This is a genomic window from Cupriavidus sp. 01L415 (genome assembly GCF_056400065.1).
In genome coordinates this window covers 91,778-98,025 of sequence record NZ_JBFTSP010000021.1, presented here as the reverse complement: position 1 = coordinate 98,025, position 6,248 = coordinate 91,778, and the positions used below count along the sequence as shown (strand labels likewise).

Annotated in this window: 6 protein-coding genes and 1 pseudogene; 1 reads left to right on the top strand and 6 read right to left on the bottom strand. The window is 56.2% G+C overall.

Annotation, left to right across the window (positions count from 1 at the left end):
- Window positions 1–143 precede the first annotated feature (143 nt).
- From AC1DOX_RS23490 to AC1DOX_RS23465, 6 genes and pseudogenes are all read right to left on the bottom strand, one after another.
- Window positions 144–752: pseudogene (locus tag AC1DOX_RS23490) on the bottom strand (amino acid ABC transporter ATP-binding protein); the annotation flags it as partial.
- 33 nt (window positions 753–785) lie between these two features.
- Complete coding sequence (locus AC1DOX_RS23485) at window positions 786–1,451, bottom strand: amino acid ABC transporter permease (RefSeq protein WP_441620920.1); 666 nt, start codon at window positions 1,449–1,451, stop codon at window positions 786–788.
- A 3-nt stretch (window positions 1,452–1,454) separates the two neighbouring features.
- Window positions 1,455–2,180, bottom strand: a complete 726-nt coding sequence (locus tag AC1DOX_RS23480; protein WP_441620918.1) for an amino acid ABC transporter permease — start codon at window positions 2,178–2,180, stop codon at window positions 1,455–1,457.
- Window positions 2,181–2,334: 154 nt separating this feature from the next.
- Window positions 2,335–3,237 (bottom strand): amino acid ABC transporter substrate-binding protein, encoded by a 903-nt coding sequence (locus AC1DOX_RS23475; protein ID WP_441620916.1) that lies wholly within the window; start codon window positions 3,235–3,237, stop codon window positions 2,335–2,337.
- Between the two features lie 139 nt (window positions 3,238–3,376).
- Window positions 3,377–3,862 carry a RidA family protein gene (locus AC1DOX_RS23470; protein ID WP_441620914.1) on the bottom strand — a complete coding sequence of 162 codons (486 nt, stop codon included), beginning with the start codon at window positions 3,860–3,862 and terminating at the stop codon, window positions 3,377–3,379.
- A 39-nt stretch (window positions 3,863–3,901) separates the two neighbouring features.
- Window positions 3,902–4,879, bottom strand: a complete 978-nt coding sequence (locus tag AC1DOX_RS23465; RefSeq protein ID WP_441620912.1) for a threonine ammonia-lyase — start codon at window positions 4,877–4,879, stop codon at window positions 3,902–3,904.
- 312 nt (window positions 4,880–5,191) lie between these two features.
- Here AC1DOX_RS23465 and AC1DOX_RS23460 point away from each other — a divergent pair, with 312 nt between their 5' ends.
- Complete coding sequence (locus AC1DOX_RS23460) at window positions 5,192–6,094, top strand: LysR substrate-binding domain-containing protein (protein ID WP_441620910.1); 903 nt, start codon at window positions 5,192–5,194, stop codon at window positions 6,092–6,094.
- The last annotated feature ends 154 nt before the right edge of the window (window positions 6,095–6,248 follow it).

The following is a 6,248-nucleotide window of genomic DNA, read 5'->3' as shown; positions in this document are numbered from 1 at the left end:
TGGTTCAATCACCACCGGCTGATGGAACCCCTTGGCTATATCCCGCCCGCCGAAGCTGAGGCAAACTACTATCAGCAGCTTCAAATGCCTGCCGCTGAAACGCTATTAACTTAAACCAACCAGCCTCCACGGTACCCGGGGCGGTTCACCTTTCGCGCAAAGCCCATCTCGTGCGTGACAACCATCATGGTCATGCCTTCGTTGGCCAGGCCCACCATCGCGTCGAGGACCTCTCCTACCATCTCGGGGTCCAAGGCCGAGGTGGGTTCATCGAACAGCATGACCACAGGGTCCATGGAAAGAGCGCGTGCTATGGCAACACGCTGTTGCTGCCCTCCGGAGAGCTGGCCGGGAAACTTGTCCCTATGTGCCATCAGGCCAACCCGGTCAAGCATCTTCAAACCACGTGTTCTCGCATCTGCCATGCTCCTACCCAGCACCTTGACTTGGGCAATCGTCAGATTTTCGGTCACTGACAAGTGTGGAAACAGCTCAAAATGCTGGAACACCATCCCAACTTTGCTGCGGAGCTTAGGAAGATTGGTCTTCGGGCCATGAAGCTCGATTCCGTTGACGATAATCTCGCCCTTCTGAAACGGCTCCAGTGCATTCACTGTCTTAATCAGCGTGGATTTTCCTGAGCCAGACGGGCCGCAAACAACCACCACATCGCCTTTGTTCACACTCAGTGAGCAGTCATGAAGTACTTGCGCCGGGCCGTACCACTTGGAGACGTTCTTGATTTCAATCATGGCTTGAGACATAGCAGTATCCTCAGTTTCCGCTCAGCGGATAATGGCAATCTTCCGGTGCACGCGCTTGACTAAGTAGGACAGCGCAAAGCAGATGATGAAATAGGTGGCGGTGGCAAGCAGGTAGCTTTCAACTGGACGACCTCGGTTAGTGCCAGCGACCACAAAGCCCTTCAGCATGTCGTTGGCGCCGATGGCATAAACAAGAGATGTGTCCTGGAACAGAATGATGGTCTGAGTAAGGAGCACCGGCAGCATGTTTCTGAAGGCCTGCGGCAGGAGGACAAGGCACATGTTTTGGCTGAACGTCATGCCGAGAGCCTGCCCCGCCAACATCTGGCCGCGGGGAATGGACTGAATCCCGGCGCGCATAATTTCGCTGAAGTAGGCCGCCTCAAAGGCAATGAACGTGATGACTGCCGCGACCTCTGCGCCAATGGGCCTCCCAATCAAGAGAGGCACTAGCAGGAAGAACCAGAGGAGAACCATCACCAACGGGATGCTTCGCATGCCGTTGACGTAGACGGTCGCCGGCACAACCAAAGCCTTCCGTTTGGACAGGCGCATGAGCGCCAGCAAGGTCCCGAAGATGATGCCACCTGCGGTCGCAATGACCGTCAACATCACACTGAAGTACATCCCGTTAAGGATGTAGTTGCTGATGAGTCCCCAGCCGTAGAACGAAAAATCGAGGTCCATAGTTCAATGCCCCCCGCCGCCGGCCAAGGCCATCAGCCCCGGTATGCGCGCCCGCCTTTCGATGAACGCCATCATTCGATTGATGGTCAAGGCAGAGATGATGTATAGGCCTGTCACGGCTGCATACATTTCAATTGGACGCGAAGTTTCTTCCCCCGCCTGCATGGCGAACCAGGTCAGCTCAGTTACCGATACAGCGAAGGCGACCGATGAATTCTTGAAAACGTTCATTGCTTCGCTTGTCAAGGGCGGAATTACGATGCGGTACGCCATTGGGAGAAGCACATATCGGTAGTACTGCAACGTGGTGAATCCCAGTGCCATGCCCGCGTAGCGCTGGCCACGAGGCAGTGCCTGGATACCGGAGCGTACCTGTTCGGCGACGCGTACCGAGGTGTACACGCCTAATGCGATAACCACCAACGCGAAATTGTCGAAACTCTTCATCGGGGGTAAAAGCGCCGGAACGACGTGGTACCAGAGAAAAATCTGCACCAGCAACGGGACGTTTCGGAACAACTCAACCCAACCGCCAGCAAAGGCAGACAGCACGGGGCTATGAGGCAGCGTACGCAGAATGCCGATGATGGACCCGAGGATGAACGCGATAATTAACGCCAGTACGGCGACCGATGCGGACCATCCCCAGGCAGACATTAGCCATTGCCAGTACGTGGGGAAGGTTCCGGGGTCTTGAAGAAAGACTTTCCAGTCCCATTCGATTCCCATAGAACGCTCCTAACTTTCTATTTCTATGTGGTGCACCCGCCGCGAAGGTGCGGGTGTCTCCGCAATGCGTGTGCAACAGCTCTTGATACTCGGTGTGCGAGGCTGTTCTTGCACGACTTAACGCTCGACGGTAAGCATGTCGCGTCAAACGCTGTCATTCGACCTTGTACGACTCCGTTGGCCTATCGTTGAGATGTTCCCAGGCGGCCTTGGTAGCTGCGGAGGCAGGTAGGTTGAGCGAAGTGTTCGACGGAGGGATTGCCTTCATGAACCATTTGTCATAGAGCTTGGCGATGGTTCCATCCTTCACTTGGCGAGCGATGCTGTCGTCTACTGCTTTCTTGAAGGCGGCATCATCCTTGCGAATCATGATGGCAATGGGTTCTACCGACAGTGGCTCGCCGACAATCTTGAAGCTCTTGGGATTCCTCGCCATGGCAATGCTTCCCGCCAGTACTTGGCTGTCAAGTACGAAGGCGTCCGCACGCCCAGTTTCGAGCAGAAGGAAGCTATCGGAGTGGTCCTTTCCACTGATTTCCCGGAAGTCGATATTCTTCGCACGCTTGTTCTGACGAACCACTTGTAGCGCGGTTGTGCCGGTCGTGGTCACGACAGTTTTTCCGTTGAGGTCCGCCAGTGATTTGATTCCAGAGTCAGCTTTAACTGCCATGCGGACCTCCTCAACATACAGAGTACTGGCGAATGCCACTTCCTTTTGTCGGGCCAGGGTATTGGAGGTAGAGCCGCATTCAATGTCGACCGTACCGTTCTTCACGAGCGGTATACGATTGGCCGAGGTCACAGGGACATATTTGGCCTCGAGCTGCGATAGACCCATCTGTTTCTTGATATCAGAGATGATGTTGGTGCAGACCTCGTAGTGAAAGCCGGCATAGACCCCGTTTCCCAGCGCATAGGCAAGAGCACCAGAAGCTTCGCGTACGCCTTGGGTGATACTCCCTACGGCCTTGATTTTGGCAAGCGTGTCATTGCTCTGAGCATGGGCCGCTCCAGCGGCGAAGATAGCGACCGAAAGCGCAACAATATTCTGTTTCATGTGTGGGTGTCTCCAAGAGAAGTGGTCCACCCCTTCGTCTATCCGGCTTCTCGCCAGTAGCGGCCCTGAATTGGGGTGGACTGCTTTTTTCGTACGAGGGCGCTGTACGTCCATTCGTGATGAATCGGGGCCTACGTCGTCAGTCGCGGATGAGAAATACGGCCTCAACCTCCACCATCATTCCGTGCGGGAGAGAGGCCATGCCCACAGCGGAACGGGCATGCTGGCCGACATCGTCCCCAAACGCAGCCACCAATGTGTCCGAACAGCCATCGATTACCTTGGGGTGCTGCATGAATGCAGTCGTGGAGTTGACTAGCCCGAGGACCTTCAGAACCGCCTCCACCCTAGACAAGTCACCCACGGCTAGCTGAACTGCCGCAAGCAGATTCAGAGTTGCGAGTTGAGCGGCTCCATAGCCCGACTTCACATCATCGGGAGTCGCAAGCTGACCAGTGACATAACTGCCGTCTTCAAGCCGCGGTCCATGGCCTGAAACAAAAAGAAGCTGCCCAGCTCGACGAAACGGTCGATAGTTGCCCGACGGGGAATACGCCTTTGGCAGCTTCAGGCCAGCAGCCTCTAATCTCTGTTGAGGATTCATGATGGGAATGTTGGTTTGCAATGGAGGTTTCCGACGCCGAGGACGGGCCGACGGGTGTGCTCAACAGCGCTCAAGCGCCATGGAGAAAACTGAAGGGTCGACGTTTCCACCGGAAGCGATGACCACAACGTTCTTTCCTGCAACGTCGGCCTTCCCTGCCAGGACAACACCTAGGGAAGCGCCCCCCCCCGGCTCGACGACTAGCTTGAGCATCTTGAACGCAGCGGCAACACCATTTAGTCCGTCGTCGTCGCTTACGCTTAGCCCAGTAGCTTGGTGGCGACGCAGCACTTCGAGGGTCTTCGCGCCGGCCGTCGGTCCCGAGATGCCGTCGAGGATTGTCTTGGGAACTGAGGGATTGCTTTCAGGCCTGCCGCTCTCCAACGACCGTGCGACCTTTTCATAGCCGAGGACTTCCGCAATCATGACCCGCGTGTTCGGGAAGGCATTCTTGATGGCTTCCGAGACACCAGAGGCAAGCCCGCCACCGCTGCAATTAATAACAACTGCATCGGGCCTCACCCCAATCTCCTCCAGTTGCTCAACGATTTCCAACCCGCAGGTACCCTGACCCGCCATGATGTCGTAGTCGTCGAATGGAGGGATAACCGTCATGCGTCGGGACTGAGCGATACGCTGAGCAACCTCGACACGGTCTTCCGTCTGGGGGTCATACTTGACGACTTCTGCGCCCCACCACAGACAGTTCTCAACCTTGATTCGCGGGGCATTGTTCGGCATTACGATGACTGCCGGACAACCAACTTGACGAGCGGCCGCAGAAACTCCCTGACCATGGTTTCCGGCAGAGAACGCAACGATGCCCTGTCGTCGCGCGGCGTGCTCCATCGAGAGAACCTTATTGAGTGCGCCGCGGACCTTGAAGGAGCCCGTTAGCTGAAGCGCCTCGGCCTTTACAAGTAGCCGGCAGCCCGCACGCTCGCTAAGCATTGGCGATTCGAGCAGAGGGGTACGCACCACCTTTCCGCGTAAACGGGCCGCAGCTTGGCGGATTACATCCAAACTGAATTCACTCATGTTGCCTCCATCTTTGTTGTTTGTGCCAACACCACGGGGCCAGCACTGTCGCAGCCGCTGAATGGCGTCCGTGCCCGGTGGGTGGTAGCGAAAAACGAAGCAAGGAGAGTCCTGCGCATCGGAATCGCAGCTGACGTCAGCCGCTACGCAGCGGTCGAGTCGCAAGAGCTCACACATTGCCGGTTTTCACGAAGATTCGAAGGAATCATCGGCCCCTGCATCTCATATGTAAATTCCGAACTAGGTATCTCCGTGATACGATTTTCGGAACAGAGGACACTTGGCAAAACACGGCATACGGAGGGCCCTGAAGTGAACACCTCAATCGATTTCCGCCTGATAAGGCAGCTTTGGTTGTTCTTGGCCGTTGCCGAGGAGCAGCACTTCGGACGTGCTGCAGCGCGACTGAACATGTCACAACCGCCCCTGACCGAGCAAATCAAGGTTCTTGAACAGTCACTTAAACTACAACTCTTCGAACGGTCGCGGCGCGGCACGCAGCTTAGTCCCGCGGGCGCTGCAATCCTGCCGGCAGTTCAACAGTTCGCGAGCCAAGTGGAGCGGCTGCAGTTGGTCATCCGTGAGGTCGCTTCCGGTCAATCAGGCGTGCTACACATTGGTGCAGTCACATCTGCAATGTTGGAGACGGTTCCGCCACTGCTGGATTCGCTCAGGCAGGCGTATCCACATCTCACTGTATTCATAAAGGAAATCGACAGTGTTGAGGCAATTCCGGCCTTGAAGTCCGGCGAACTCGACCTGGCGTTCGTTCGCCTCGATGGTGATGTGGGAAGTGGCATCATGACCATGCCTTTGTCGGAGGACCGACTCGCGGTGGCACTTCCGAAGGACCATTCCTTGGCCGCACTTTCCAGGGTGAGCCTGCGTTCGCTTGCAAATGAGGAACTGGTGATGTCGTCGAGAGAGCGTAGCCCCGTCTACTTTGACTTGCTTACATCAGTCTGCCGCGCGCATGGCTTTGCTCCTCGCGTCCTGCACGAGGTGCGCACCATCACATCGCAAATCGCCTATGTTGGATGTGGTCAAGGCGTAGCACTGGTACCGTCCTCCATGCGCAAGGTGGCACCCGAGAACGTCGTTGTGCGCCCCTTGAAGGAGAGAATCATGGTGGTGGCTGCGGCGCTGGCATGGAACTCAAATCGGTACCATCCAATGGTCGATGTGGCCGTTTCCTGGTTGAAGAAGAAGAAATGAAGATGGGGTCCCATAGGACCCCAGGTATGTGGGCAACGTGGTGTCATCATTTGCGCTTCGCGGAGGCAGGGCGGAGAGCACTGTGTTGATATCCGCAGCGACGGTATGATGCAAGGGTTGACTCTGAGAAGTCTGTCCTATCACGTAACGCCCC